The sequence below is a fragment of the Acidisphaera sp. L21 genome (assembly GCF_009765685.1).
Classification (GTDB): domain Bacteria; phylum Pseudomonadota; class Alphaproteobacteria; order Acetobacterales; family Acetobacteraceae; genus LMUY01.
Genome location: NZ_LMUY01000145.1, coordinates 221,494 through 245,048 on the forward strand (window position 1 = coordinate 221,494; position 23,555 = coordinate 245,048).

Genomic DNA, 23,555 nt, shown 5'->3' on the forward strand with positions numbered 1-23,555 from the left:
TTCTTCGGCCACCTGGCGCTGCTGCAACTGGCCGGGCTGGTGGCCACCGCCATCGCGCTGCCACTACCCTGGGTCGCCGCTTGCCTGGGCATGGCGACGCTGGCCCTGCAGGCCGGCCACGGCCACGCCTTGGCGATGGAGGACGGCCCGAGCCTGCTGCTGCTGGCCGGCGTGCTGCATCTGGTGGCGGCCGGCGCCTGGCTGGGTGGGTTGCTGCCGCTGCTGCTGGTGGTTCAATCGGCACCGGCCCGGATCGGCGCGGCGGCCGCCCGCTGGTTCTCGCCCATGGGAAAATGGTGCATCGCCCTGCTGGTCGGATCCGCCATCGTGCAGTTCTGGCAGTTGATCGGCGGCCTGCCCGGCGTCCTCGGCACCGTCTATGGCTGGATGGCGCTGGTCAAGCTGGCGCTGCTGATCGTTCTGTTGGCGTTCGCCGCCGCCAACCGCTACTGGCTCGCCCCCCGCCTGCTGCAGGCGGACCCGGCGCGGGCGGTGCTGGTGCGCAGCATCGCGGTGCAGACCGGGTTCGGCCTTGCCGTCGTGCTGTCCGCGGCCACGCTCGGCAGCCTGCCGCCGTCGCTGCACGAGCAGCCAAATTGGCCGTTCGCCCTGCGCCCCAGCCTGGTGGCGTTGGACGATCCGGATCTGCGGGCAGAGGTGATGCAGGGCGCGATCACCCTGCTGGCTGGGGCGGCGCTGGTGCTGGCGGGCCTCGCATTCCACCGCCGGCGCGCGGTGCTGGCCGTGGGGGTGTTGGCCGGCGGCGCATTGTGCGTCGTTGCCGCACCCCATTTGGACCTGCTGTTCGTGGAAGCGTATCCGACCAGCTACTATCACTCGCCCACTGATTTCGCGGCCACCAGCATCATGCATGGCGCTGCCTTGTTTCCGCAAAATTGCGCGTCCTGCCACGGGGCGCGGGGGCGCGGCGATGGGCCAGCCGCCGCCGGGTTGCCAGAGCCCCCGGCAGACCTCACCGCCGGGCATCTTTGGGCGCACGAGGACGGCGAGCTGTTCTGGTGGCTGACGCACGGGATCGAGGCGCCGGAGGGCGGCATGGCGATGCCGGGCTTCGCCGGGCAATTGTCGCCGGACGATCGCTGGGCGCTGATCGACTACATCCGCGCCAACAACGCCGGGGTCAGCTTTCACGACACCAATGCCTGGCCGGTGCCGGTGCAGTCGCCCGATTTCACCATGGTCTGCCCCGGCGGCCGCGACCTGCAGGCGGCGGATTTGCGCGGCAGCGTGCTGCACATCGTGGCAATGCCCGGCGCGGACGCCCCAGTGCCGCCAAAGCCAGAGCAGGCGTCGGCCCCCGTCGTGACGATCCTGATGACCGATGGCGGCCCGGCGCCGCACGCGACTGATTGCGTCAGCACCGACCCGGCCGTTTGGGCCGCCTACGCCACGCTGTCCGGCATGACGACGGAAGGCCTGGCCGGCACGCAATTCCTGGTCGACCCGAATGGCTGGATGCGCGCCGCCCAGCGCCCCGGTGAGGGCACGCTGCGCTGGGCCAACCCGGCGCTGCTGCTGGCCGACGTGCAGGCAATTTGCGGCCACCCGATCGCGGCGGCGGAAGGTGGCCATGCGCACCACTAGGCGCACCACGCAACGCCGCGCCATTGCCGCCTTGGCGGGATGTGCTGCTGTCGTACTGGCTGCGACGGCAGCGTTGCTGTGGGGCGTCGGCAGCGATACCTCAATCGGGGGGCCGTTTCGCCTGGTGGACGCACAGGCCCAGCCTACGACCGAGCAAGCCTTTCGCGGCCGCTACATGCTGATCTATTTCGGCTATACCTCCTGCCCGGACGTTTGCCCGACCACGCTGCAGGCCATGGCGGTCGCGATGCAGGATCTGGGTGCGCGGGCGGCGCGGGTGCAGCCCATCTTCGTCACCGTGGACCCGAAGCGCGACACGCCCGCCGTCCTGCGCGACTACGTGGACGCCATCGCCCCCGGCATTGTCGCGCTCACCGGGCCGGATGACGCGGTCGACGCCATGTTGCGGCGCTATCGCGTGCGCCACGCCATCCACCCAATGGAGAACTATCCCGGCGAATACCTGGTGGACCATAGTTCCGTCATCTACCTCATGGCGCCCGATGGCCATTTCGTGGCGCCGCTGAGGGCGGATGAGCCCGGCGACGTGATGGCCACGCAGGTCGCGGCCTACATGCGATGACGCGCCAGCTTCGCATGCTGTTATTGGCAGCTTTGGTCCTGCTCGCACGGCTAATCGGCCCCACCATGCAAGCCGAGGCCGCACCCTGGCTGGACGACATGCCGATCTGCCACGCCGGTGACCCCACACCGGACCAGCCGGCGCCGCACCGGCACGATTGCCTGGAATGCCTTGCCTGCCACGTCGTTGGACATGCCGTGTTCGTTGCACCAGCCCCCATGCCGTTGCCGCGCCGGCTGGACTTGCGGCCGACACGATACGCGATGCCGCCTGCGATCGGTCCACCAGCCCGGACACTTCCAACATCCAGCCCACCGACAGGACCACCCTACGCCGCCATCTGAACGCTGCCCCGTTTCCTCAGATGGATGGTTCAACATGCCGCTATTGTCCCGCCGCAGCGCGCTCCGCCTCGGCCTCGCGCTCCCCCTCGCCACCGCCGCACGCGCGCAAGCCGCGCCAATCGTCATCACCGATGCGCTCGGCCGCACGATCACGCTGAAGGCGCCGGCCGAGCGCATCGTGCTCGGTTTCAACTACGAAGAATACACCGCCATCGCGGGGCCTGCCGGGTGGGACCGCGTGGTCGGATTCGGACGCGCCTTTTGGGCGGATTGGCGGCCCAGCACGTTCGCGCGATACAGCGTGCCCATCCCGCGCCTGGCAATTCTGCCGGACGTCGGCAACACCGACGACAACAGCTTCAACCTGGAAAAAGTCCTGTCGTTGCGCCCCGATCTGGTCATCATGGCGGATTGGTCGTTCCAGAGCCTGGGTGACCAGGTTCGGCAATTGGGCACGCTCGGCATTCCTGTGCTGGTGATCGACTACAATGCGGAAATTCCGGCCCGTCACATCGCCAGTACGCTCGCTTTGGGGCTGGCGACCGGTAATGCCGAACGGGCGAACCGGTTGGCCGAAACCTACACGAACAAGCTGGCCGATATCCAGCGCCGCGCCAGACAGGCCGGCACGCGCCCGAAGATCTACGTGGAACTGGGGCAGGGCGGTGCGGGCGTCATAGGAAACACCTACTGGCAGGGCATGTGGGGCCGGCTGCTGGATCTCATCGGCGCCGACAACATCGCCGCCGGCCACATCGCCAAGGCCTGGGGTCCACTCAGCCCGGAATACGTCCTAGCCGCCAACCCGGACGCGATCTTCATCGCCGGGTCATCCTGGCTGAACCAACCCCGCGCAGTGCTGACCGGCTACGATGTGCCCGCCGAAACCACCCGCGCACGCCTGGCCCCCTACGCCCAGCGCCAAGGCTGGCCGCAACTGTCCGCCATCCGCAACGGCCAACTCCATGCGATCGAGCACGGGCTATGCCGTGCCCTGTTCGACTACACCGCGATGTACTACCTGGCCAAGCAGATCTACCCGGCCCAATTCGCCGACATCGACCCGGTGGATGAACTCCGCCAATACCACCACGACTTCCTGCCGGTGGCGTTCGATGGCACCTGGATGATCCGGGCGTCGTCATGACCGACCCCGCCGCCACCTGGCACCGGCACGAGGCGCGAACCGGCGTAACCCTGTTGCTAGGGCTGGCTGCGCTGGCCGGTTGCTTCGCCGTCGACATCGCCACCGGCCCGGCGATGCTCCCGCTCGGCGCCGTCATCCGCACGCTCGCGGGATTGTCGGCGGACCCGATGGTGAACGCCATCGTCCAAGGCCTGCGCCTGCCCATCGCGTTGATAGCGCTGTTGGTCGGCGCCGCCTTGGGTGTGTCGGGCGCCGTGATGCAAACCGTGCTCAACAACCCGCTCGCCAGCAGCTACACATTGGGCATCTCGGCCGGTGCCGGGTTCGGCGCCGCGCTGGCAATCCTGCTAGGCGCCAGCCTACCGGTGCCGGAGGATTGGGCGGTCCCACTCTCTGCCTTCGCCTTCGCTGGCCTGGCCTGCGCCCTCGTCGCCGCCGTGGGCCAGATGCGCGGCGCCACGCCGGAATTATTGGTGCTGGCGGGCATGGCCTGTCTGTTCCTGTTCCAAGCCCTGCAATCCCTCCTGCAATTCCTCGCCTCGCCAGAGGCCCTGCAGCAGATCGTCTTCTGGCTTTTCGGCAGCCTGTCCCGCGCCACCCTACCGAAGGCCGCCATCGTCGCCGCAGTCCTGCTACTCGTGCTCCCCATGGTGTTCGCCGACGCTTGGCGACTCACCGCACTGCAACTCGGCGACGAACGGGCCCAATCCCTGGGCGTCCGCGTGCATAGGTTACGCCTACGCTCCCTGATCGCGGTCTCGTTGCTCACCGGCGCCGCCGTCGCCTTCGTCGGCACTATCGGCTTTATCGGCCTGGTCGCCCCGCATGTGGCCCGCATGCTGGTCGGCGCCGACCAACGCCGCATGCTCCCAGCCGCCGCGCTCTTCGGCGCGCTCCTTCTCTCCGCCGCCTCCATCGCCAGCAAGCTGGTGATGCCCGGCACCCTCTTCCCCATCGGCATCATCACCGCACTCATCGGCGTGCCGTTCTTCGTCTGGCTGCTACTTTCCAACGGGCGCCTACGATGAGGCTGCACGCAACCGGGCTGCACATACGCTACGGTCGCCGCAGCGTGGTGCACGGCGTCGACCTGGCGGCCGCCCCCGGCGAGATCCTGGCGATCCTGGGTGCCAACGGCTCCGGCAAATCAACCCTACTGCGCGCGCTCGCCGGCCTGCTGCCACACGGCGGCACGGTGCAATGGGACGGCGATGCCCACGCCATCGGCTACATGCCGCAGGATAACGCCATCCGCGCCGCGTTGACGGCGTTCGAGGTCGTGCTCCTCGGCCGCCTCCGCTCCCTCACGCTGCGGGTCGGCGCCGCAGACGTGGACGCCGCCAGCGCCGCGATGGCCGAACTCGGCATCGCCGCCTTCGCCGCCCGCCGTATCGGCGAACTCAGCGGCGGCCAGCGCCAACTGGTGTTCATGGCCCAAATCCTCGCCGGCAACCCCCGGGCCCTGCTGCTGGACGAACCCACCAGCGCGCTCGACATCTCCCACCAACTCCACGTGCTCGCCCTGCTTCGCGACATCACCCGGCGCCGCGGCCTCACCACCCTGGCCGTCCTGCACGACCTCAACGCCGCCGCCCGCTTCGCCGACCGCATCGCCCTCATGCAACACGGCCGCCTCATCGCCATCGGCACCCCGGCAGAAATCCTGACCCGCGACACACTCCGCCAGGCCTACGGCATCGAGGTATCCGTGCAGCCCGGCCCCGGCGGCGCCCCCGTCATCATCCCCCTGCATGTGGCCTGAGCTAGAGCCCAATACCCTACGTCAGCGTCTGCATCAGCCGCAGCAGCAGCGTGGCGCGCGGCACCAGCGACGACACGATCATCTGCTCGTCATGCGTATGCGCCGCCTTGCCGTCCACCCCCAGCCCATCCAGCGTCGGAATGCCCATCGCCGCCGTGAAATTTCCATCGCTGCCGCCACCCGTCGCCTCATCCTCCAACTCGAACCCGATCTCCGCCGCCAACGTGCGCGCATGCTCGAACAACTGCGCAATGTCGTCGGACTTCGTGAAGGCGGGCCGGTTCAGCCCACCCTCCATCACCAGCGTCACATCCGGATCATACGGCCGTATCGCCATCAGCCGAGCCATTGCCGCATCACCCACCGCCGCATCCGGCACCCGCATATCGATCTCCGCCCGCGCCGTCGGCGCCACGATATTGGCCCGCGACCCACCCGCCACCACGCCGACATTCACCGTCAACCCGGTGGCGTAATCCGTCATTGCCTCGATATCCAGCACCTGCCGGGCCAACTCGCGAATGGCACTGCGCCCATTGCTATGGTTCGTCCCGGAATGCGACGCCCGGCCCGTGATGTGCAGATCGAACCGCGCCGTCCCCTTGCGCGCCGTCACGATCCGTCCGCCATTGCGCGCCGGCTCCGTCACCAGCACGAACTTGGCCCGCCGCGCCTCCTGCTCGATCAGCGCGCGGGACGTATTGCTCCCCATCTCCTCATCCGCCACGAACAACTGCCGCACCGGCAGCGGCGTTGTCGCCCCGCTCCGCACCAAATGCCGCAGCGCCGCCAGCCCCAACATCGCCCCGCCCTTCATGTCGTAGATGCCGGGCCCGTAGGCGACATCGCCCTCCACCCGATACCGCAACGCTCCATCCAGCGTGCCCATCCCATGCACCGTATCCAAATGGCTCAGCAGCAGGATGCCGGGTTCGTCCTCCGCCCCCCATGGCGAGGTCACCAGCAGATGGTCCCCGAAGCCGTTCGTCCCCGGGAACCGCGTCGTCTTCGTCCCCGCCGCCACCGCATCGGCCGCGACCTTATCCGCCATCCGGTTCACCGCCGCCGCATCATCGGTCGGGCTCTCGATCACTACCCAACTCCGGATCTCCTCCAGCAACGCCTCGGTCACGAAGGGCGGCGTGTTCGTCAGTGTCATGCGAGAATCCTCGGTTTGCGCTGGAGATGCCGTCTTCATACCATCCACTGGCTGGCGTTTCGATTCGACGGGGAGGGCTGCATGACCACGCAACGCATCGGGATCGTCTTCAACGGCGCCACCGGCGAACTCGCCCGGCGCCAACACTTGCCCGGCCTCATGGCCATCCGCGACGAGGGCGGCCTTCGCATGGCCGACGGCACCCGCCTTGTCCCCGACCTCATCCTCGTCGGCCGCGACCCGGCCAAGCTCGCCGCCACCGTTGCGCAAACCGGCTTCACCCGCCACACCATCAGCCTCGACACCGCCCTGTCCAACCCCGACGACACGGTCTTCTTCGACGCCGCCCCCTCCGGCCTCCGCCCCGCCCTGGTTCGCCGCGCCATCGCCGCCGGCAAGCAGATCTACTGCGAAAAACCCATCGCAGGAGACCTGGCCGACGCCCTCGCCCTCCACCACCTGGCCCAATCCGCCGGCCTCAAATCCGGCACCGTCCAGGACAAACTCTTTCTCCCCGGGTTCGCTGCCATGCTCGCCCTCCGCCACGCCGGCTTCTTCGGCCGCGTGCTCGAGGTGCGGGTCGAAATGGGCCGCTGGATCTTCGACGGCTTCACCCAGCCCGGCCAGCGCCCCAGTTGGAACTACCGCAAGCAGGATGGCGGCGGCCTCATCCTCGATATGTTTCCGCACTGGCGCTACATGATCGACGCCCTGGCCGGCGAGGTGCGCTCCGTCAGCGCCGTCTGTCGCACCCACATCCCCCGTCGCCGTAGCGAAACCGGCGCCGACTACGCGGTGGACGTGGAAGACTCCGTCTTCGCCGACCTGGAACTCGCCGACGGCGCCATCGCCTCCATCAACAGTTCCTGGGCCACCCGCGCCCGCCGAGAATTCCCCATCCAGGTGCAAATCGACGGCCTCGATGGCTCCGCCGTCGCCGGCCCTTTCGCCTGCTGGCAACAAACTGCCGCGCAAACGATGGGCGGCCCGATCTCTGCCGCCGTGTCTCAAGGCACCGATTTCTTCGCCGGCTGGGACGCCACGCCCGTCGACCCGGCGCCCATCAACAGCTACCGCGCCGGCTGGGAAATGTTCCTGCGCCACGTCATCGACGACACCCCATTCCCCTACACGTTGCTGCAGGGTGCCAAGGGCGTGCAACTGGCCGAAGCCGCCTACCAAAGCGTGCGCGAGCGCCGCTGGGTCGATCTGCCTTCTTTGGCCGGCTAGTAATGCAACGGCAGAACCCGCGATGATTTAGGTCGGATGCTCTTTCGCTGGGGATGCCCGGGCACGGGCGGATTTACTCGTTTCCCCCACTCGTGCCTACCTGCTGTTGGTGGGATGACGCCGGCAGGTGCCGCCTCGGCTCCATTCGCTGATGTAAAACGCGCACAATCAGGATGCCTTCCGGCTCCTTCCGGTAGAATATGGCATGGCTTCCGCGCTCGTGGCGGAAATAGCCCGCCCGCTCCTCAATCGGTCGGCCAGTGTCAGGGAATGCGGCCAACTTCTGAAAGGCATCCTCGAAAGCGAGAAGATACGTTTCCGCCTGCTCGTAGCCCCATCGCCCGACAGTATAGCGGGCGATGTCGGCAAGATCGGCATCGGCGGCTTGGGTGAGAGTGTAGCCACTCACGCCCGGCCGGTCGCTTCCTTCCGGATTGCGGCCAGAATATCCAGTACCTTGCGGTCGCTAACGCCGCTCTGCTCACCGACGATCAGGGCCTCCACCAACGCCTGCCGCTGATCGGCGCTTTCCTGATCCCGGCGAATCAGATCGCGTACGTAATCACTTACGCTGGCATATTTGCCGCTGTCGATGCGGCCTTGCACCCAATCCCTCAGTGGATCCGGGAGAGATACATTCATGGACGCCATCGTGCCTCTCCCACAGGGACTATGTAATTATGGCATAACTTGCCATTCTTTGCCACAGGAGGCTCTATCAAAAAGCCTTTTACCTCGACATCCTGGCACGTTGGCGCACCGTGTCACGGCTGATGCTTGCGATGGTCGGCCGGCCGCTAAGGGCCATCGCCTACACCAGTCCGCGTTGCAGGATGGTTAGAACGTCGAAGACTCCGTCGGCGCCGGAAGTTGCCAATCCCCACAGGATCGGTCGACCAATCATAAACACACGCGGGCGTGGTGCGAGAGCCTTCAATACATCGGTCCGCCGCTGCAGCCAGAGCGGGCTGGTAGCGACCCCGGCGGTGTCTTCGATTGAGCGGTTCGATCCGGCGGCGGCCACCATCGCGATACCAGCCCGCCCGACGCCCAGCGCCGTCGTGCAGTCGGCCTCCGGCCGGATTGCCCTGTGGCCGGCCGATGACGCAACGAGAATTGGCGCGTCGATGGGAATGCCAAGGGCGCTGGTAGCGGTGTCGATCCTGCTGAGGTCGACCAATACACGCGGCCTGATCGCAATCCGGTCGAAGGCCTGCCGATTTCCTGCGACCGTCATCTCGTCCGCGGCCCCAGACGCGATGTCGTCCCAGACGGCCTGGGACAACCGCTCCTTCGCCCACAGTTCATAGTCGAACAGGTCAATGGGTGGACCGGGATGCACGGCCATGTGAGGTTTCGCAAAACGGTCGGAGTAAGTCCGGCCGTCAGGCCTCGAAAGGCAAGTGCGAATAGTTCTGGGCTCGCGCGCGTCAGCGGTGCGAAAGCCAGCCGTCACTCCACCGGGAAATCCGTCACGTCGCACAAATTGACCCGGCGTCGCTCCAAATTCGGCCCGCTCTCGAACACGATCCGCACATCCCACATGCATTGCCCGGCAGGCAGGCGGATCACGCGGTAGCTCTCCGCATCGATCGTGCCATCGCCCAGCCGGTCCTGCCCCCAATTCCCAGTCCCGGCCAGGCGCGCATACACCTCGTTGATGTCCCGCTGCCCGCGATTGACGATGCGGAAGGACGGATCATGCGCCGGGTTGCCGGCCGGAACGGCAGGCGCCAGCGCCGGCCCGGTGACCGAGATATTGTCGACGTTGCAGGTGTTGATCTTGCGCCGTTGCTCCGACTTGCCGTCCGCGTAAACGAACTTCAAATCGTAGATGCAATTGCCATCGGCCAGCAGGCGGATCGCCGCATTCGCCCCGGATTCGATCGTGTCATCCCCCAGCCGATCCTGCCCCCAGCCGGAAGCAGTGGCCGGGCTGGCGTACACCTCGTTGATCGCCTGGCTGGACCGGTTCACCAGGTAGAACGACGGGTTGGGCGCATCCGCAGCCCGGGCGGCACCGGCCAGGCCCAAGACGATGGCAAGCGACAGACGCAGCGGGACCATGCAGTAGGGCTCCTGAGACCGCAGCCAGGTTAGGGCCTGCCCCGCCGCCAGTGAAGCACCGGGCGCTCGCTGCCGGCGCGTGTGGCGATGCGGTCCACGAACAGCAGCCACAACAGCTGCGGCGGCAGCACCATCACCACCCATAGCGGCTTCCACACCGGCGCGGCGCCCAGGAACAGCGCGCAGCATACCCCGCCCCACAGCACGAACCCCCAATGCACCAGCGTCACCCGCACCGCCGTCATCCCGCTGCGATGCGCCAGTTGATACAGATGCCCGCGATGCGCCTCCGCCAGCCGCTGCCCGGCCATGAACCGCCGCAGCAGGGTGAACGCGACATCGAACAACACCCCCGCCAGCAACATCGGCACCAACGCGACGGACAACTCCACCGCCTCGAACCGCCCGGCGGCGACGGCCAGCACTGCCAGCAGGAAGCCGCAGAACTGGCTCCCCACATCCCCCATAAAGATTCGTGCCCGGGGGAAGTTGAACGGCAGGAACCCGGCAATCCCCGCCAGCAGGATCATCGCCGCGAAATACACGAAGGATGCGCCGACCCAGATCGCGATCGCCGCCAGGATCGCGCAGGTCAGCGCAGACACGCCGGATGCCAGACCGTTCAGCCCATCGACGAAGTTCATCGCGTTGGTCGCCGCCACGATCCAGCACAGCGTCAGCACCGGGCCCAACCAGCCCAACTCCACCGTGCCCACCCAGGGCAGGCGGATGAACGGCAGGCTCAACCCTGCGCCCACCGCCAGCAGGGCCGCCGCCACCTGCGCCAGCAGCTTGACCGAGGCCGGCCAGTACAGCACGTCGTCCAGATACGCGACGACGGCGATGCCTAGCGCGGCCAGGATCACGGCGCGGAAATATGGGTCGGCGATGCGGCTGAACGCAGCGTAGCGATACAGCAGCAACGTGCCCACCAGGAACGCCAGCACGATGCCGACTCCGCCACCTTTGGGCGTCGGGCGGGTATGGCTGCTGCGCGCACCCGGCGTGTCCAGCGTGCCGACGTGCGTCATGCCCCATACCGCAGCCGCCGATAACAGGGCCAGACAGGCGCAGAAGGCGAGGTGGGTGGCAAAGGCGGCAGCGGTCACGGGCGCTCCGGGGCGGTGAAAATCGGGGGGGACTGACCAGGCGGGATCGCGTGCGCTATAGGGGGGCCGGCATGGCCTCGCAACGCTCCGCCTTTCGTATCCTCATGAACGTGTCGTTCGACGGCGCGCTCGCCGCCGTCGCGGCCGTGGTCGCGCGCTGGGTCGCGGACCCGGGGGGCGGCCTGTTGCATCCGCTCTGGTTCCTCGGCGGTGGCGCCATCACCCTGCTGGTGGGCGGCCTCCCATTTCACCTCTCGCAGCAATACTGGCGCTTCTCCGGCGTGGAGGACCTGGTGGGCGTCGCCGGCAGCAGCATCGTCAGCGCCGCCCTGTTCGCCCTGGTCTGGACCGTCACCGGCTACCCCCTGCCGACGCTGACCTTCCCGATCGTCCACGCGCTCACCCTGGCCACGTTCCTCGGCGCCCCCCGCGTCTTCTACCGGCTGACCAAGACCCGCCCCCGTCGCGCCAAGACCCCGGAGGTGCAGAACGTCCTGCTGGTCGGCGCCGGGGAGGGGGCGGACAGCTTCCTGCGCGCCCTGGCCGGTGAACGCCGGGCCACCCTGCGCGTCATCGGCCTGCTGGCCCTCGGCCGCAATCAGACCGGGCGCCGTATGCAGGGCCGCCCCATTCTCGGCGGCGTCTCCGAACTGCGCCGCGTGCTCGACCGCCTCGGCGAACAGGACCGCCTGCCAGATGCCCTCGTCGTGACCGAGCCCAAGCTCGCCGGCTCCCGCATGGCGTATCTGCTGGAGGAGGCGCAGCGCCAGAACATCCCCGTTCGCCAGGCCCCCCGCCCCACCGAACTGCGCGAGGCCGGCGCGATCGAGCTGAAGCCCGTCGCCCTGGAAGACCTGCTCAACCGCCCCCAGGTGCGCCTCGACCGCGATGGCATGGCCCGCCTGGTGCGCGGCCGCCGGGTGCTGGTGACAGGCGCCGGCGGCACCATCGGCTCCGAACTTGCCCGCCAGCTCGCCGCCCTCGAACCCGCCGCCCTCACCATCCTGGACAGTGGCGAGTTCGCCCTCTGGCAGATCGACCTCGAATTGGGCGAGACCCACCCGGCGCTCCCCCGCCACCCCGTCATCGCCGACGTCCGCGACGAGGCCCGCATCGTCGCGGCCTTCGCCGCGGCCCGGCCCGAATTGGTCTTCCACGCCGCCGCCCTCAAGCACGTCCCGATGGTGGAGGCGAACCCCGGCGAAGGCCTGCTCACCAACGCTGGCGGCACCCGTGTCGTCGTGGACGCCGCCGCCGCTTGCGGTGCCGCCGCCACGGTGCTGATCTCCACCGACAAGGCCGTGAATCCCAGCAGCCTGATGGGCGCCAGCAAGCGCATGGCGGAGATGTATTGCCAGGCCCTCGACGACCAGGCGCGCCGCCGCGGCGGCATGCGCTGCATCACCGTGCGCTTCGGCAACGTCCTGGGCTCCACCGGCAGCGTCGTCCCGCTGTTCCGCCGCCAACTGGCCCGCGGCGGCCCGCTCACCGTCACCCACCCGGACATGCAGCGCTATTTCATGACCGTGCGCGAAGCCGTCAGCCTCGTTTTGCAGGCCAGCGTCGTGGGCATGGAGGAAGGCGCCCCCGACGGCGGCATCTTCGTGCTCGACATGGGCAAGCCGGTTAAAATCGTCGACCTCGCCCGCCAGATGATCCGCCTCGCCGGGCTACGCCCCGACCTGGACGTGCCCATCCACTTCACCGGCCTCCGCCCCGGCGAGAAACTGTTCGAGGAGCTGTTCCACGGCGAGGAACCGCCCATGCCCACCGGGCACCCCGGCCTGCTGATGGCCACCCCCCGCACCGCCGACGCCGCCATCGTGCGCCGCGCCATCGCCGAAATCGCCGCCGCCTGCCATGCCGGGCAGGTGGACGCCGCAATCGCCGTGCTCGGCAGCATGGTGCCGGAATTCCAGCACATGACCGGCGAGCCGATCGCCCAACCGCTCAGGAGCCCCGCGTGATCCCTTTCCTCGACCTCAAGGCGCAGCAGGCCCGCATCGAACCCGAGCTTCGGCGCCGTTTGGAGGCTGTGCTCGCCCATTGCCAATTCATCCTGGGTCCGGAGGTGGCCGAACTGGAAACCCGCCTGGCCGCCTATTGCGGCGCCACCCATTGCGTCAGCGTCAGCTCCGGCACGGACGCGATCCAGATCGCCATGATGGCGGAAGGGATTGGCCGCGGCGACGCGGTATTCCTGCCTGCCTTCACCTACACCGCCACCGCCGAGGTCCCGCTGGTCCTGGGCGCCACCCCCGTCTTCGTCGATGTCGACCCGGCGACCTTCCAGATCGACCCGGCCCACCTGGCCGCCCGCATCGCCGAGATCCGCGCTGCCGGCGTGCTGAAGCCCCGCGCGCTCATCGGCGTCGACCTGTTCGGCCAACCCGCCGACTGGCCCGCCTTGCGCGCCATCGCCCAATCTGAAGGCCTCTTCACCCTGGACGACTGCGCCCAAAGCTTCGGCGCCAGCCTGTCCGGCCGGAAACTGGGTCGCGAGGCGGATGCCACCGCCATCAGCTTCTTCCCCTCCAAGCCGCTGGGCGGCTACGGCGACGGCGGCGCATTGCTGACCGACTCCGACGAACGCGCGGCACTGTACCGCTCGCTACGCACCCATGGCGAAGGCACCACCCGCTACGAGGTGATGCGCACCGGCATGAACGGCCGCCTCGACACGCTGCAGGCCGCCGTGCTGTTGGCCAAGCTGGACGTGTTCGACGCCGAACTGGCCGAGCGCGCGCGTGTCGCTGCCATCTACGACCGCCGCCTCGGCAACGTGCTGACGACCCCCAAGCGCGTGCCCGACTCCGCCAGCGCCTGGGCCGTCTACGCGGTGCTGCTGCCAGACGGCGCCATACGCGACCGCCTGCAGGCCTCCCTGCGCGAACAGGGCGTCCCGAGCGCGATCTACTACCCCCGCGCGCTGCATCACCAGCCCGCCTACGCCGCCTCCCATGATGGCGCCGCACTGCCGGTGTCGGAGGATCTCGCAACCCGCATCATGGCCCTTCCAATCCACCCCGACCTGAGCGACGCCGATGCCGAGCGCGTCTGCGACGCCGTGGCAACCGCCCTGGGGTAGCCACGCGCCGACCAGGGCAGAAACCGGGGGCGCTTTCCCCCGTTTCCTCTGCATGGAACACAAGCCAAAGCAGCCCGCCGAGCATGAGACCCAGCCCGACAAGATCGGCCACCTCAAGCAAGGTGTTCCGCCCGAGGCGGCCAGCGAGGAACCCACGGGCTATCCCACCAGCGACCGCCACAAGACTGAGACGAACCCGACAAAACCATAGCGGCTGCACCATCGGCGCTTGCTGCCTATGGATCGATCACGCTGCCGGTGTTGCATCCACAATCGCTGTGGATAACTCTGTGGAACAGCTGGGTGCAACAACCTCTCCGCTGCGGTTCCCTGCAGTCCGGAACACTTTGCCTGCAAAATGAGCGACAAGCCTAACTCCCTGTTTTCACGGTATTTTGCCGTGAGGGCGTCAGGCGGCGTGAGAATGCGGTCGTAACTAGCTGACTCTTCAGCGAGTCAATTCCTTACCGTGGACAACTTGCCTCCATGTCGAATGACAGGCCGGACAACTCTTGCGACCCAGGGGCTCTCACCTCTGATGAAGCGCTCCGCTCCCACACGTCCGTCGTTGGGCCGCGCCGCATCCGATAGGTCTCGCTGCGCCGGTAAGGGGTTGCGTTCGTGAAGCCAAAACCCTAGGAAGCACGCGGTTTCGCAACCAGCGCTGTTGTAGCTCAGTGGTAGAGCACTCCCTTGGTAAGGGAGAGGTCGAGAGTTCAATCCCCTCCAACAGCATTCCAAACCATGACCGCGTATTGCCCGCGATCCGCGCCTAATCTTGATCGGACAAACCGGGTTCGCACGTCACACTGGCTGAATCGCAGTCGGCAGCAATGGCGATCAGCCTCAGTCCAACGGCGCGCAACATGATCGCCTGGCCCCAGAGCGGGAAATGCGAAAACCGCTGCTGCAAAGAACCGGCGACCTCATCGGCGCGCCGATCCACCATGGCCCCCAATTCGGTCCGGGTAGTATGGCTCTCTGCCCGGCTTGTCGCAGACCGCGCGTCGCGCTCGAATGGCATAATACTGGCCCAGCAACGATCCTAATGTTGGATCGTTACCAGTCAGTTACAAATCACGCAATTTGTTTTGCTAGCGTTTTGGGTTGGCCGTGGCGTCTACGGCGTCGAAGGCCCCGCCCGCCATTGCCCCGCCCGCCATTGCCCCGTGCTGCCACTGCACCGTGCTGCCATGCGCATGGGCCGTCGCCAGCTGCACATCCTCGCCCCCAGGCCACACGGTGCAACGCATTTCCGGCCCCTCGACAACCCGCGCCGGCTCGAACCGCAGCCATGCAAATGGCGCCGCCCGGGTTGCCGCGGCGCTAGCCTGCGCGATGGTCGCGCTGATGGCGTCGCGCGTGGCCTGCGGCATGTATTGCCACATGATCGAATGGTACAGCACCGTCGTGCACCCCGGCGCCGCTTCGGCCAATCGGTCCCGCACCCAGGTCGCCGCATCTGCCTGTTCCACCCGGTGGCCCGCAGCGCGGGCAATGGTGATCGCAGCCTCCAGCCGCGCCAGCCGCTCCAACTGATCGGCCCAGATGAAGGCCCGTAACCGCAGCCGCTGCGCCGGGTCTTCGAGATCCACCGGCGCCACGTCGCACGCCCGGCGAGACACCACCTGGACAGGCGTGCCCAGCGCTGGCTGGCCCCCCGTCCACTCCGGCGCCAGCCGCACGGGGCAGGTGGCATCGCCCCACTCACCGCTTCCCAACGTGTAGTGATACTGGTCCCATACCAGGTTCAGTCCGGCGCTGGCGCCGATCTCCAGCGTGCGCAACGGCAGCCCGGTCGCCCGCGCGATGTGCAGGAAGCCGCCCAGCAACACGCCGGAGCGACCGACCTCGTTGGTTTGCGGCGGCGACAGCAGGAAGTTCCGGATATAATCCCGCCTCTCGTCCAGCGCTGCCAGCACCGCAGCCCGCAAGGCATCGTCGGTCGACCCGCGCGGCGGATAGCAGGCCGCCAACGCCGGCGCCGCATCCGTCAGCACCACCGCGTGCAGCGCGCCGGCAAACCGCAGCGCCAGCGCGTCGCCGATCGGATCCCGCGTCCAATCCGCCGCCAGTTCGGCCGTGGCACCCCCCCGGCCAAAATCATCCGCCAGTATCCCGAGCACGCGCGCCGTAAAAGGCGAGCCAAGCGAGTTGCACCAATCGATCTGCTTACCGAAAGCGGCCAATACCGTATCGCTCACCATGGCTCTCCCTCTGCCCTCATGCCCCTGGCGTTTTGGCCCGGATATCCGCCTCGACCAAGGCGCGCAGTTCGTCTGTCACGACGGGCATGGCGCTGAACCAGCGGGTAAAGCCCGGCACCGCCTGGTGCAGCAGCATGCCCAACCCGTCGACCACCCGGTGCCCCCGCGCCGCCGCTTGCTGCAGCAGGGGCGTGTAGAGCGGCACGTAGACGATGTCGTAGACCACCGCGCGCTGCGGCAGCGGCGCCAGGTCGATCTCCAATAGCGGCTTGCCCAGCATGCCCAGCGCGGTGGTGTTCACCAGCAACCCGGCCTCCGCCATCAGTTCGGGCAGGTCCACCCGCGCGTGGGTCGTCACGCCGGCACCGAAATGCTCCGCCAGCGCCTGAGCGTTCTCGCGGGTGCGATTGACCAAGTGGACATGCATACCGCGACCCAGCAGCCCATAGGCCGCCGCCCGCGCCGCGCCGCCAGCGCCCAACACCACGGCAGAGCGCGACCCGGCGTCCCAGCCCGGCGCCAGATGATCCAGATTGGCGATGAAGCCGCCCACATCGGTGTTACCACCGACCAGGTCGCCGTCTTCGGTCCAAATTGTGTTGACCGCGCCGATCGCCCGCGCCGTCGCGTCGATCCGCGCCAGAAACGGCACGACCGCAACCTTGTGCGGCACGGTCACGTTGCCGCCGGTAAATCCGTTCCGCTGCCAATCGGCGAAGAACCCGGGCAACGCATCGGGCGCCACATCCGCCAGGCCATAACTGCCGGGCAACCCCAATGTCCGCAGCCAATACCCGTGCAGCATTGGCGAGCGGGAATGGCCGACGGGGTAGCCGAGTATGAAGGCGCGAGGGGCGGTCATGCCCGATGGTTACAATTACGCGCCGGGCTAGACCATCCCGTTTACGAAGGATGGCCCCGGCCGCACGCATAGCCGCTAGTGACGGGGATCAGGCCCGGCTGAGCTGCGCCTCGTCCAGCACCCGCTCGTGGCTGTCCATCGCGTTCTTGACCCGGTATTGGCAAACCCGACCCGTCACCGGCAGGGTCCGCACGATGGTGTAGATCCCCGCCCGCGCATTGATGTTGGACCGGTCGGGCATCACGGAGACGCGGTCGCCAGCGGCGAACTTATGAGCGATCAACATGATGGCGGTTCCTTAAATCTGTGGCGATACAATCCAACGCTAGAAGGATATGCCAAAAAAAGACACTGAATTCGCGAAGTTGAACCCCCGACATCACTTCTTCGGCATTACGATCGTTCATCCGCCGCACCGAAGGTTACTTCCCACTAGGCTATCTTGCGCCCGATCGGCGGTACGAAGAGCGGCGCCGTATCCCACGGGAATAGAACCCACACATCCTGCGCCACCTCCGCAACGAACGTGTCGGCAACGTTCTGGCCCGCGGGTTTGGCATACAAGCAGGCGAAATGCGCCTTCGGCAGCAAAGCCCGCACCAGCCGCGCCGTCGCTCCCCGGTCCACCAAATCGTCTACGATCAGGAACCCGCTACCATCCCCTGCCGCACTGGCGGATTTCAACACGACGGGTTCGCCCCGCGCCTCCTCGTCATAGGTGGCGACCGAAATCGTCTCCACCAGCCGGCACTCCAACTCGCGCGCGATGATGGCGGCCGGGATCATGCCACCCCGGGTGATCGCGACGATCCCCTGCCACGGCCCCATCGGCGCCAGCGTCGTGGCTAGCGCCCGGGCGTCGCGATGCAACTGGTCCCAAGTGACTGTGGCGTAGGTGGGTGTGGTCAGAACAGCCGCCCACCATTCGGCACCACCAGGTCGGGCTTCACCAGCACTACCGCCCCGTCCGCATCCGGCATGCCCAGCGTCAGTACCTCCGATTGCAGTCCGGCGATCCGCCGCGGCGGAAAGTTCACCACGCAGCAAACCTGCCGCCCGATCAATTGGTCCGGCGCGTAATGCACGGTGATCTGGGCGGATGACGCTTTGACCCCAATCTCCCCGCCAAAATCGATCCGCAGCTTGTAGGCCGGCTTTCGCGCGCCCTCCAGCGTCTCCGCCGCAATGATGGTACCGACCCGGATGTCCAGGCGGTCGAAGTCCTCGATGGTTGCTTGTTCGGTCATACCCCGATCATGCCTGATGCACGGCGGTTGCCAAGCGGCAGCGCGCGTGGGAGCAATTCCGGCCATGCGCGATCTTCATTTGCCGGGGCGTTCCCCCGTCTATGCCACCCATGCCATGGCCGCCACCTCGATGCCGGCCGCAACGCTCACCGCATTGGATGTGATGCGCGCCGGGGGCAATGCGTTGGACGCCGCCATCGCCGCCGTCGCCGTGCTGGGCGTGATCGAACCGCAATCCACCGGCATTGGCGGCGACAATTTCTGCCTGTGGAAGCAGCCCGGCAAGAAAGTCGTCGCGATCAATGGCTCCGGCCGCGCCCCCGCCGCAGCGCTGATCGACTGGTACGAGGCGCAGGGCATCACCGCCATCGACGACACCGGCCCCCACTCCGTCACCGTGCCCGGCGCCGTCGGCTCGTGGGAAAAACTGCTGGCTGAGCACGGCACCAAGGGCCTGGACGAGGTGCTGCAGCCCGCCATCCGCTTCGCCGAGGAAGGCTGGCCGGTGCATCACCGCGTCGCGTCCGACTGGGAAATCGCCGCGGCCAAACTGCGCAAGAACGGCACCCACGCCTTCCTGCCCAACGGCAGCGCCCCCAAGGCCGGTGACGTCTTCCGCCAGCCCGCTCTGGCCGAAACCCTGCGCACCATCGCCAAGAAGGGCGCCATCGGCTTCTACGAGGGCGCCGTCGCCGCCAACATGGTCGCCACCCTGCGCGCCCGTGGCGGCCTGCATACCGAGGAAGATTTCGCCGCCGGCCGCACCGCCGCCCATTTTGTCGAGCCGATCCACACCGCCTGGCGCGGCTACGACGTGTGGCAATGCCCACCGAACGGATCCGGCCTCATGGTCCTCATGCTGCTGGGCATCCTCGAAGGCTTCGAACCCACATCCGACCCGCTCTCGGTCGAACGCATGCACCGCCATGTCGAGGCCGCTCGCCTCGTCTACCGCGACCGCGATGCCTTCCTCGCCGACCCGACCCTGTCCAAGGTCCCGATGGACCAATTGATGGACCCGGCCTACCTCGCCGCGCTGCACAAGCTCATCGACCCGGCGCGCGCCATGCAGAACCTGCCCCGCGCCGGCGAGGCAGTGCTGCCGCCCCATCGCGACACGGTCTATCTCTGCGTCGTCGACAAGGACGGCAACGCCTGCTCCTTCATCAACTCTCTGTTCAAAAGCTTCGGCTCCGGCATCCTGGCCGACAAGGCCGGCGTCATGCTGCAGAACCGCGGCGCCGGCTTCGTGGTCGAGCGCGGGCACCCCAACTGCATCGCCCCCAACAAGCGCCCCATGCACACCATCATCCCCGGCATGCTCACCAAGGACGGCGAGGCGGTGATGCCGTTCGGCGTCATGGGCGGCCATTTCCAGCCCATGGGGCAGACCTGGTTTCTCGACAACCTCTTGCAATACGGGATGGACATCCAGCAGGCCCTCGACCTGCCGCGCCTGTTCCCCTACGGCGGCAAGCTGGAGGTCGAACCCGGTATCCCCGCCGCGTCTATCGAGGCGCTCGCCCGGATGGGCCACGCCATCACGATGACCGAGCGGCCGCATGGCGGTGGTCAGGCCATTTGGATCGACCGCGCGCGCGGCACCCTCGTCGGCGGCTCCGACCCACGCAAGGACGGCATGGCCCTGGGGTACTGATGCCCTTTGCCAGAACTACGCGAGCCTATTGATGCGCGCCTTCCTGCCGATGATCGTCTTCGCCGTCGTGCTGGCGGTGATCGCCTGGATGATTCTGCACTCATTTTTCGGGAATGGCCTCTGATGAGCGAACCCTGTGATCTGCCCGCCACCGAGGCGCGGCGCCTTATCGGCCGCCGGGCACTGTCCCCGGTGGAATTACTGGAAAGCTGCATCAGCCGGATCCAGGCCGTGGAGCCGGCGGTGAACGCCATGCCAGCCCTGGATCTGCCCGGCGCCCGCGCCGCGGCGGCCAAGGCGGAGCAGGCGGTGATGTCCGGCGCGGACCTGCCGCCGCTGCACGGCCTCCCCCTCGGCGTGAAGGATCTCACGGCTGCTGCCAACCTGCCGTTCACCCGCGGCAGCCCTATTTTCCGCGACCACATCGCCCCCACCGACGAGCGCCTGGTGGCCGATCTGCGCAGCGCCGGTGCCATCGTGCTGGGCAAGACCAACACGCCGGAATTCGGTGCCGGTGCCAACACCCGCAACGCCGTCTGGGGTGCCACCGGCAATCCGTTCGATCCCACGCGCTCCGCCGCTGGGTCGTCCGGTGGGTCGGGCGTGGCGCTGGCCTGCGGCATGGTGCCGATCGCCACCGGGTCGGATACTGGCGGCAGCCTGCGCAATCCCGCCGCCTTCAACGGCATCGTCGGCTTCCGCCCAACCCCAGGCGCGATCCCGAATGAGATGCGGAGCCATGGCTGGATGCCAATGGGCATGAACGGCCCGATGGCCCGCAACGTGCCGGACGCCATGTTGCTGATGTCGGCCATGGTCGCCGACGACCTGCGCGACCCGTACTCTCGCCCGGCCGATCCCGACTCGTTCTACCCGGTCCCGCCGCTGGACCTGGCCTCGCTCAACGTCGCCATCACGCCGGATTTCAGCTTCGCCCCGGTGGAAAAAACCGTCGTCGCCGCCTTCACCGAGAAGACCGGCCTGTTCCGCCACCTGTTCGGCCGCGCCGACGACACCACGCCCGACTGCACCGGCGCCGACGAGGCCTTCGCCATCCTGCGCGCCGTCGGTTTCCTGGCCGCCCATGGCGACAAGGTGAAGAACCGCCCCGCCGATGTCGGCCCCAACATCATCGCCAACGTCGAAGAAGGTCTGCGCTACAGCGCCGAGGACGTCGCCCGCGCATTGACGCTGCAAACCGCCATGCAACGCCGCTGGCACGAGTTCTTCACCCGCTACGACGTGGTGATCAGCCCCGCCATCAGCATCAGCCCACGCCCCTGGTCCGAGCTATACCCGGCGCAAATCGACGGTCGCACTCTGGACAGCTACTACCACTGGCTGGCGCTGGCCTATTGCGGCACGCTGGCCGGCCACCCGTGCCTGTCGCTCCCGGTCGGCCTCGATTCGCTGGGGATGCCGTTCGGCCTGCAACTGGTCGGCCGACGCGGCGGGGACGCCGCCCTGCTGGCCGCTGCCGCCGCGTTGGAGGCCGTTTTGGTCGGCGACCCCCGCACCGCCCGCCCAGTGCCCGACATCGCCAGGCTGGTGGCCGCCCCGCCGATCTCGGGCATGCCGGGCTTCTTCGGCTTCGGTTAGAGCAACCTCTACTCCATCACGAGCTTGCGCTGGCGCATGACCGGGGTCTGCGTCCGCGCATCTCGTTCGGCCGGTGTCATCTCCAGCCAGCGCTGCAACAGGCCGATAATGACCCGCGTCGGCCGCGCCAGATCCAGCGCCAGCGCTTCCTCCATCGGGTAGTACCGCAGCCCCTCCAACTCGCCGGACCCAGCCAGTTCCCCCGTGATGGCGGTGCTGTCGACCACGAAGAACCGTGCGTTGAACCGCACCGGGCCGCCGGGCGGGGTGATCGCCCGGCCCAAATAGTCGAACCCCGACAAATCCGGCGGATTGCCCAGGGTCAGCCCCGTTTCCTCCTCCAACTCCCGCGCCGCCGCGATGCCCAGCGCGTGCGCCAGCCGCGGCTTGCAGGATTTCTCCAACATCGCCTGCACATGCGCCGGCATAGCCTTGGCCACCTGCGCCGTCGCGTCCGGCCGGTCCACCGACCCGCCGGGGAACACCAGCTTGTTCGGCATGAACCGGTGCCCGGCGCCGCGCATGCCCATCAGCAGGGCAGGGGCTGGGCCATCGCCCTGCAGCACCAGCAGGCTGGCCGCATGCCGGGCGCGGACGGTCGCGGCACGCGGGGCGGTCATCGCGGTATCGGGCAAGGGCGTTATCCTTTGTTCGTGCGGCCGTAGCCGAGCAGGGCAGCAGCGTGCCCGATCGTCCAGCCCTGCACCACTAGGGAGGCAACGACGGTGCCGAAGGCGATGCCGAACAGCCGCTCCCCATTCGGCATGCCCTGCAACACGGGGATGATGGTGAGGTAGATCGGCACCGCGCCACGCAGCCCCACCCAGGCGGCGAAGCTGCTGCCCCGCATCCCAAACCCGAACGGCAGCAGGCAGGCGAATGCCGCCACCGGCCGCGCCACCAGGATCAGTACCACAGCAACGGCCGCGATTGCCGGGGCCTGGCCCAGCAATGTCGACGGCGTCACCAGCAAGCCCAGCAGCAGGAACAGCGCGATCTGCGCCAACCAGGCGAACGCCTCGTAGAATTCTTCCATCCGGGCGCGGGTCTTGTAGTCGCTGGTGCCGGTGATGATCCCCATCAGATACACCGCCAGGAACCCGCTAGCCCCCACGCTCTGCGCCGCCCCGAACAGCGTCAGCACCGCGGCAAACGTCAGGATCGGGAAGATCGAAGCCTCCGCCGGCAGCCGCCGCAGCAGTGCAAGCAAAATGTAGCCGCCGATGAGCCCGAACACCGCGCCCCCGCCCATCTCCAGCGCGAAGAAGCCGATGATGTGCCCCGTCGTCATGGCGCCGGGATGCACCAGCGCCTCAACGAACAGCACCGTCAGGAATACCGACATCGGGTCATTCAACCCCGACTCGATCTCCAGCAGGGCGGTCAGCCGGTCCGGAATGGCGACGCGGGCCTGCCGCAGCAGCAGGCCCACGGCCGCGGCGTCGGTCGGGGCCAGGGCTGCGCCGATCACCATCGCCTCGCCCCAGGACACGCCGAACAACCACACCCCGGCGCCCGCCACGATCACCGCCGTCGCGGCCACGCCCACCGTGCCCATCGCCAGTGCCGGCCAGAATGCCGCCTTCAGCATCGCCCGTTCGGTCTTGAACCCGCCCTCGAACAAAATCGCGGCCAGCGCGATGCTGCCGATCAGGTAGGAGCTGTTGAAGTCGGAGAACACGATACCGCCCGGCCCGTCTTCCCCCGCCAACATGCCGATGATGAGGAAGACCAGCAGCAGCGGGGCATTGACCCGCGCCGAAGCAAGCCCGGCGAAGATCGCGAACAGCCCGAGGGCGCCGCCGAGCAGGATGAAGTCGTGCGCATGTTCCACTGCGGACTTGCATAGCGCAGACACACGGCGGATTGAACCCGCCGGTGGCTGCGCC

25 protein-coding genes and 1 tRNA gene are annotated in these 23,555 nt (G+C 67.8%); 12 read left to right on the forward strand and 14 right to left on the reverse strand.

Annotated elements, in window-relative coordinates; genetic code table 11:
* From GSQ76_RS27515 to GSQ76_RS27540, 6 genes are all read left to right on the forward strand, one after another.
* Positions 1–1,605: CopD family protein (locus tag GSQ76_RS27515; RefSeq protein WP_158747253.1), on the forward strand; the 1,605-nt coding region annotated here is incomplete at its 5' end.
* Positions 1,592–2,188 (forward strand): SCO family protein, encoded by a 597-nt coding sequence (locus GSQ76_RS27520; protein WP_158747254.1) that lies wholly within the window; start codon positions 1,592–1,594, stop codon positions 2,186–2,188. The genes GSQ76_RS27515 and GSQ76_RS27520, both read left to right, overlap by 14 nt.
* Complete coding sequence (locus GSQ76_RS27525; RefSeq protein WP_158747255.1) at positions 2,185–2,532, forward strand: hypothetical protein; 348 nt, start codon at positions 2,185–2,187, stop codon at positions 2,530–2,532. The genes GSQ76_RS27520 and GSQ76_RS27525 overlap by 4 nt, the downstream gene beginning before the upstream one ends.
* A 34-nt stretch (positions 2,533–2,566) precedes the next feature.
* Positions 2,567–3,679, forward strand: coding sequence for an ABC transporter substrate-binding protein (locus tag GSQ76_RS27530; protein ID WP_158747256.1), 1,113 nt, complete (start codon positions 2,567–2,569; stop codon positions 3,677–3,679).
* A complete protein-coding gene (locus tag GSQ76_RS27535) occupies positions 3,676–4,707 on the forward strand; it encodes an iron ABC transporter permease (RefSeq protein WP_158747257.1) in 1,032 nt (343 codons plus the stop codon). Before GSQ76_RS27530 ends, GSQ76_RS27535 begins: the two co-directional genes overlap by 4 nt.
* Positions 4,704–5,441, forward strand: coding sequence for an ABC transporter ATP-binding protein (locus GSQ76_RS27540; protein WP_158747258.1), 738 nt, complete (start codon positions 4,704–4,706; stop codon positions 5,439–5,441). The genes GSQ76_RS27535 and GSQ76_RS27540 overlap by 4 nt, the downstream gene beginning before the upstream one ends.
* 16 nt (positions 5,442–5,457) lie before the next feature.
* Here the strand turns inward: GSQ76_RS27540 and GSQ76_RS27545 are convergent, their stop codons facing one another.
* Positions 5,458–6,600, reverse strand: coding sequence for a M20 family metallopeptidase (locus GSQ76_RS27545; protein ID WP_158747259.1), 1,143 nt, complete (start codon positions 6,598–6,600; stop codon positions 5,458–5,460).
* Between the two features lie 81 nt (positions 6,601–6,681).
* Here GSQ76_RS27545 and GSQ76_RS27550 point away from each other — a divergent pair, with 81 nt between their 5' ends.
* Positions 6,682–7,830 (forward strand): Gfo/Idh/MocA family protein, encoded by a 1,149-nt coding sequence (locus GSQ76_RS27550; RefSeq protein ID WP_158747260.1) that lies wholly within the window; start codon positions 6,682–6,684, stop codon positions 7,828–7,830.
* A gap of 73 nt (positions 7,831–7,903) precedes the next feature.
* Here GSQ76_RS27550 and GSQ76_RS27555 read toward each other — a convergent pair whose 3' ends face one another.
* The 5 genes from GSQ76_RS27555 to GSQ76_RS27575 form a co-directional block, all read right to left on the reverse strand.
* Positions 7,904–8,239, reverse strand: a complete 336-nt coding sequence (locus GSQ76_RS27555; RefSeq protein ID WP_158747261.1) for a type II toxin-antitoxin system RelE/ParE family toxin — start codon at positions 8,237–8,239, stop codon at positions 7,904–7,906.
* Complete coding sequence (locus GSQ76_RS27560; RefSeq protein WP_158747262.1) at positions 8,236–8,481, reverse strand: type II toxin-antitoxin system ParD family antitoxin; 246 nt, start codon at positions 8,479–8,481, stop codon at positions 8,236–8,238. The genes GSQ76_RS27555 and GSQ76_RS27560 overlap by 4 nt, the downstream gene beginning before the upstream one ends.
* A 160-nt stretch (positions 8,482–8,641) precedes the next feature.
* Positions 8,642–9,178 carry an alpha-hydroxy-acid oxidizing protein gene (locus GSQ76_RS27565; protein ID WP_158747263.1) on the reverse strand — a complete coding sequence of 179 codons (537 nt, stop codon included), beginning with the start codon at positions 9,176–9,178 and terminating at the stop codon, positions 8,642–8,644.
* A 104-nt stretch (positions 9,179–9,282) separates the two neighbouring features.
* Positions 9,283–9,897, reverse strand: a complete 615-nt coding sequence (locus GSQ76_RS27570; protein WP_158747264.1) for a hypothetical protein — start codon at positions 9,895–9,897, stop codon at positions 9,283–9,285.
* 29 nt (positions 9,898–9,926) lie between these two features.
* Positions 9,927–11,006 carry a glycosyltransferase family 4 protein gene (locus tag GSQ76_RS27575; protein WP_158747265.1) on the reverse strand — a complete coding sequence of 360 codons (1,080 nt, stop codon included), beginning with the start codon at positions 11,004–11,006 and terminating at the stop codon, positions 9,927–9,929.
* Between the two features lie 71 nt (positions 11,007–11,077).
* Here GSQ76_RS27575 and GSQ76_RS27580 point away from each other — a divergent pair, with 71 nt between their 5' ends.
* From GSQ76_RS27580 to GSQ76_RS27590, 3 genes are all read left to right on the forward strand, one after another.
* On the forward strand, positions 11,078–12,973 hold the full coding sequence (locus GSQ76_RS27580) for a nucleoside-diphosphate sugar epimerase/dehydratase (protein WP_158747266.1): 1,896 nt from the start codon (positions 11,078–11,080) through the stop codon (positions 12,971–12,973).
* On the forward strand, positions 12,970–14,094 hold the full coding sequence (locus tag GSQ76_RS27585; protein ID WP_254070670.1) for a DegT/DnrJ/EryC1/StrS aminotransferase family protein: 1,125 nt from the start codon (positions 12,970–12,972) through the stop codon (positions 14,092–14,094). The genes GSQ76_RS27580 and GSQ76_RS27585 overlap by 4 nt, the downstream gene beginning before the upstream one ends.
* Before the next feature lie 663 nt (positions 14,095–14,757).
* Positions 14,758–14,829: transfer RNA gene (locus GSQ76_RS27590), tRNA-Thr, on the forward strand.
* A 37-nt stretch (positions 14,830–14,866) separates the two neighbouring features.
* Here GSQ76_RS27590 and GSQ76_RS27595 read toward each other — a convergent pair.
* The 6 genes from GSQ76_RS27595 to GSQ76_RS27620 form a co-directional block, all read right to left on the reverse strand.
* A complete protein-coding gene (locus tag GSQ76_RS27595) occupies positions 14,867–15,043 on the reverse strand; it encodes a hypothetical protein (protein ID WP_158747267.1) in 177 nt (58 codons plus the stop codon).
* Between the two features lie 145 nt (positions 15,044–15,188).
* Positions 15,189–16,298 carry a DUF2332 domain-containing protein gene (locus tag GSQ76_RS27600; protein WP_216851323.1) on the reverse strand — a complete coding sequence of 370 codons (1,110 nt, stop codon included), beginning with the start codon at positions 16,296–16,298 and terminating at the stop codon, positions 15,189–15,191.
* A gap of 19 nt (positions 16,299–16,317) precedes the next feature.
* Positions 16,318–17,163, reverse strand: a complete 846-nt coding sequence (locus tag GSQ76_RS27605; protein ID WP_158747269.1) for a shikimate dehydrogenase — start codon at positions 17,161–17,163, stop codon at positions 16,318–16,320.
* Positions 17,164–17,251: 88 nt separating this feature from the next.
* Positions 17,252–17,449 carry a hypothetical protein gene (locus GSQ76_RS27610; protein WP_158747270.1) on the reverse strand — a complete coding sequence of 66 codons (198 nt, stop codon included), beginning with the start codon at positions 17,447–17,449 and terminating at the stop codon, positions 17,252–17,254.
* A gap of 146 nt (positions 17,450–17,595) precedes the next feature.
* Entirely contained in the window at positions 17,596–18,072 is a 477-nt protein-coding gene (gene gpt / locus GSQ76_RS27615; RefSeq protein ID WP_158747421.1) for a xanthine phosphoribosyltransferase, read from the reverse strand.
* Complete coding sequence (locus GSQ76_RS27620) at positions 18,069–18,410, reverse strand: tRNA-binding protein (RefSeq protein ID WP_158747271.1); 342 nt, start codon at positions 18,408–18,410, stop codon at positions 18,069–18,071. Before GSQ76_RS27620 ends, gpt begins: the two co-directional genes overlap by 4 nt.
* 64 nt (positions 18,411–18,474) lie before the next feature.
* Between GSQ76_RS27620 and ggt the strand changes: the two genes are divergently transcribed.
* Positions 18,475–20,067 carry a gamma-glutamyltransferase gene (ggt, locus tag GSQ76_RS27625; protein ID WP_158747272.1) on the forward strand — a complete coding sequence of 531 codons (1,593 nt, stop codon included), beginning with the start codon at positions 18,475–18,477 and terminating at the stop codon, positions 20,065–20,067.
* Between the two features lie 123 nt (positions 20,068–20,190).
* Entirely contained in the window at positions 20,191–21,666 is a 1,476-nt protein-coding gene (locus GSQ76_RS27630) for an amidase (protein ID WP_158747273.1), read from the forward strand.
* 8 nt (positions 21,667–21,674) lie between these two features.
* Here the strand turns inward: GSQ76_RS27630 and GSQ76_RS27635 are convergent, their stop codons facing one another.
* Both GSQ76_RS27635 and GSQ76_RS27640 read right to left on the reverse strand, forming a co-directional pair.
* Positions 21,675–22,301, reverse strand: coding sequence for an NUDIX hydrolase (locus GSQ76_RS27635; RefSeq protein WP_158747274.1), 627 nt, complete (start codon positions 22,299–22,301; stop codon positions 21,675–21,677).
* 5 nt (positions 22,302–22,306) lie between these two features.
* On the reverse strand, positions 22,307–23,555 hold a 1,249-nt coding region (locus GSQ76_RS27640; protein WP_216851324.1), incomplete at its 5' end, for a potassium/proton antiporter.

Excerpts from the sequence above, each read along its gene's own strand:
- GSQ76_RS27570 (WP_158747264.1), bottom strand. The coding sequence starts at position 9,897 with ATGGTCCCGCTGCGTCTGTCGCTTGCCATCGTCTTGGGCCTGGCCGGT.
- GSQ76_RS27630 (WP_158747273.1), top strand. The coding sequence starts at position 20,191 with ATGAGCGAACCCTGTGATCTGCCCGCCACCGAGGCGCGGCGCCTTATC.
- GSQ76_RS27550 (WP_158747260.1), top strand. The coding sequence starts at position 6,682 with ATGACCACGCAACGCATCGGGATCGTCTTCAACGGCGCCACCGGCGAA.
- GSQ76_RS27620 (WP_158747271.1), bottom strand. The coding sequence starts at position 18,410 with ATGACCGAACAAGCAACCATCGAGGACTTCGACCGCCTGGACATCCGG.
- GSQ76_RS27605 (WP_158747269.1), bottom strand. The coding sequence starts at position 17,163 with ATGACCGCCCCTCGCGCCTTCATACTCGGCTACCCCGTCGGCCATTCC.
- GSQ76_RS27535 (WP_158747257.1), top strand. The coding sequence starts at position 3,676 with ATGACCGACCCCGCCGCCACCTGGCACCGGCACGAGGCGCGAACCGGC.
- GSQ76_RS27610 (WP_158747270.1), bottom strand. The coding sequence starts at position 17,449 with ATGTTGATCGCTCATAAGTTCGCCGCTGGCGACCGCGTCTCCGTGATG.
- GSQ76_RS27530 (WP_158747256.1), top strand. The coding sequence starts at position 2,567 with ATGCCGCTATTGTCCCGCCGCAGCGCGCTCCGCCTCGGCCTCGCGCTC.
- GSQ76_RS27560 (WP_158747262.1), bottom strand. The coding sequence starts at position 8,481 with ATGGCGTCCATGAATGTATCTCTCCCGGATCCACTGAGGGATTGGGTG.
- GSQ76_RS27525 (WP_158747255.1), top strand. The coding sequence starts at position 2,185 with ATGACGCGCCAGCTTCGCATGCTGTTATTGGCAGCTTTGGTCCTGCTC.
- GSQ76_RS27580 (WP_158747266.1), top strand. The coding sequence starts at position 11,078 with ATGGCCTCGCAACGCTCCGCCTTTCGTATCCTCATGAACGTGTCGTTC.
- GSQ76_RS27540 (WP_158747258.1), top strand. The coding sequence starts at position 4,704 with ATGAGGCTGCACGCAACCGGGCTGCACATACGCTACGGTCGCCGCAGC.
- ggt (WP_158747272.1), top strand. The coding sequence starts at position 18,475 with ATGCGCGATCTTCATTTGCCGGGGCGTTCCCCCGTCTATGCCACCCAT.
- GSQ76_RS27595 (WP_158747267.1), bottom strand. The coding sequence starts at position 15,043 with ATGGTGGATCGGCGCGCCGATGAGGTCGCCGGTTCTTTGCAGCAGCGG.
- GSQ76_RS27545 (WP_158747259.1), bottom strand. The coding sequence starts at position 6,600 with ATGACACTGACGAACACGCCGCCCTTCGTGACCGAGGCGTTGCTGGAG.
- GSQ76_RS27520 (WP_158747254.1), top strand. The coding sequence starts at position 1,592 with ATGCGCACCACTAGGCGCACCACGCAACGCCGCGCCATTGCCGCCTTG.
- GSQ76_RS27565 (WP_158747263.1), bottom strand. The coding sequence starts at position 9,178 with ATGGCCGTGCATCCCGGTCCACCCATTGACCTGTTCGACTATGAACTG.